This window comes from Aquimarina pacifica (genome assembly GCF_000520955.1).
GTDB classification, from domain to species: Bacteria; Bacteroidota; Bacteroidia; order Flavobacteriales; family Flavobacteriaceae; genus Aquimarina; species Aquimarina pacifica.
Map to the genome: position 1 here is coordinate 1 of NZ_JACC01000083.1, position 3,053 is coordinate 3,053.

The following is a 3,053-nucleotide window of genomic DNA, read 5'->3' on the forward strand; positions in this document are numbered from 1 at the left end:
GCAGAAGTAAAATTTTCTATTTTGGCTATTGGGTATTGATGATTATAACCCCAAATGTACATGGTGTGTGCTCCATCGGTTTTAGAAACTTCTAATGGATTGCCATATTCATCATAGTCATGGTACGTCAAACGTTCTTCTATATTACTATCTTCATAAATTGCTTCGAAAGATGATGGAAGGGTAATGTTATTCTTCGTACTAAAATTTGTACGCTCTATAGAAGTTAATGTATTATCTACATACGTTTCTTGCTGGATAGGTTGACCAATTCGATGCTCATCTTCACCATTTTGTAAACGTTGTATAGCTGTATATTCAGTGGAAGATAAATTTCCTCCTTCTAAACTTGTAACCCCTGTTATATCATCAGGATAATAGGTGTTGTTCTCTATTACTTGTCCTTTGCTGTTGGTGGTTTTTTGTCTTGTTAAACTCTTGTGAATTTGGTTATCATAAAAATATTCTTTCTCTGTTGATACAATATTACCATTTTGCAAATCATAAAATTTTGTAGACTCTTTTGAAAGACTATTCCAATTAGAGCGGATATCATAAAATCTAGCTGTACCCTGATAACTCGAAGGATTATGAATTGAACCTGTTGATAATGCTGATTTATAAAGTATTACACCTTTTAAGCTTATTTCAGATTCAATATGATCTGTATACTCGTACTCTTTTTCTTGTAATTTATTCCCTTCAGAATCATAAATAACTTCTGATAATAATTGACCATTATCTAAATGGAAATAATTAGGTAATCCAGGAAAGAAAGGCTCTCTAGGTATTTCTTCTAAATTATGGTATGAATAAACTGTAGACCCAAGATTATTTCCTTCTAAATCAGTTTTTTCTACATAAACCTTATCATAACCTATAGGATTTCCCTGTGCCGAATTCCCAAAAGGAAAAACACTATTAGAACTAACAACTATATATTCACCTAAATAAACTTTAAATGTTACATTGTTCAGGATATACTCTCTATAATAATACTTTTGAGGACTCAATAATCTTCCTGTAGAAAGCCCATTTGTTTTGTAGCCGTAAGCTCTTTTTTGTGATTGACCAAATTCATTTTCTGAAATAATAGATTTTATTCTTAATCCTGACCCAAGTTCATTAGCTATCGAAATTTTCTTTCTAAAATCAGCTCTCATTGATAAGAAATAATTATCATATTCCGTTTTAGCATGCAGAGTATACGAACCTCTTGGTAAATAGCTCTTAAAATATGTTGAAAAATTATCTCCGTCTAATTCGTTTGGACTGATAGTAATAAATCTATTTCCATTACTATCTTCCAAATAAACATCTATATCTGATCTAGAATAATATCTTTCTGTAGGGTTATCGTTATCAATATTTATGGTAAACGAAACTAAAGTCGAATCATCTAAGGTAAATGACGTACCATCCTGATCATTTTCATTAGTTGAAAAACTAAGATTTTCACTAAACTTAAAAGAACCTTCATCATCCATATCTAAATAAAAATCGTTAGTTTCATATTCAAAGAATTTGGAGCCACCCATGGGGTAGTCTATAGAGGTTAAAATAGCTGTTTGGTTATAATCCGCATCTACTTCTCGATCAGCACCATAAATATAAACCGCGCCTGCATCTTCTTCAGTAACTAAAGCGGGAGTTAATTTTGTAACATACTCATAACCGTAACTCTCCCAAATGGTAAAAGGGAAATCTCTTTGAAGACCTTTCATATCTCTTCTTTTCTCATTAATTTTTCCATTATAATAGCCCCAATAATCGATTGAAAACGATGTTTTTTCAGGCAATGGAATTTGATTATAATTAAAGCTATATGAAGGAATTTCTTCTGGTTGATCTATATTAGAATTAAATTCTGTAATTGCATCTAACCGTAATCTTAACCAGTTGTCATTATCTTCTAAATCGAATTTATCTTGATTAAAATAACCATAAGAAAAACCTATTTTCTTTACTAAATTGTTATTTGCATTGCTGATTAGTATCTCATTTAGTTTTTGAGGTACATCTCCATTAGCATAATAAGATTTTATATCAAAACGATCAGATGTATTAAAATCAATAAATCCATTAGGAAATTCTATTTGTTTAAGATAAAGATCATCTGTAGCTTGTTGACTTGCACCATAAAAATTATATACTGAATTTAATGAAGGGAGAGTATTAGGCCCTCCTGGAGAAGCTACCAAAACTAAATCTCTTAATCTAAAATTAGTTTCACTAAGGTGAATTTGAGAAATAGATGAAGACAAATGTTCATATGAAAAATTGACCTCTTCTTTTTTAGTGGTTTCTATTTTAGTTATGTACCAGCTTGTATCATATTTGTTTTTTTCATAAACATCAGATAGATAAGTTGCTTTACCACTAAGAAAAATTGGGCTAGAAAAAGATATAGTACCAGTTCCACCAAAATTATAAGTTTTTTCTGTTGCTTCGTTACCTCCAAAAAAGTAATTATTCCCATTAGGATCTGTTATTTGCCACATTCCCGATGAAATCGTATACGAAAATTTAAGATTGTTTTGGTTAACAGGTGTACCTATAACAACATCTTCTCCCACCTGTTTTTCGAAAATTAGTTTACCAGAATAGCCCAAAAAGTTGTAAAAAAACAAGTCAGGTTCTGCGTCTAAATCACGATAGTGTATTGGGTTATAATATTCATTTAGTTGATTTGATACTGTAGAATCTGGCAAGTTCTCATCTGTATAGGGAGGGAATTTACTTGTTCTTACGTATCCTCCTAAAGCAAAATCATCAATACCCCTAACTTGTCTTGTTATGACTCCTCCGGCATTTAAAGACCATCCTAAACCAACCCAGCTAGATTCCTGTGCTATTTTAATACCTGAAGCATGATAATTTAATGATATAGGTAACTTCACATTATCTACTTCTACCTCATATATTGGAATTGAAATATTAGGTACTCCTGTGTAATTATTTACAGGAATATCAGCATACTGACCTAACGAGGCTGCATTGGGAGAAGGAGGGACAATATTGGACACCTCTTGGCCATAGCTGACCATAGAAAT

1 protein-coding gene is annotated in these 3,053 nt (G+C 31.5%); it reads right to left on the minus strand.

Annotation, left to right across the window (positions count from 1 at the left end):
* A partial coding sequence (locus DZ60_RS25365; RefSeq protein ID WP_025744122.1) for a hypothetical protein occupies positions 1 to 3,053 on the minus strand: 3,053 nt, incomplete at both ends.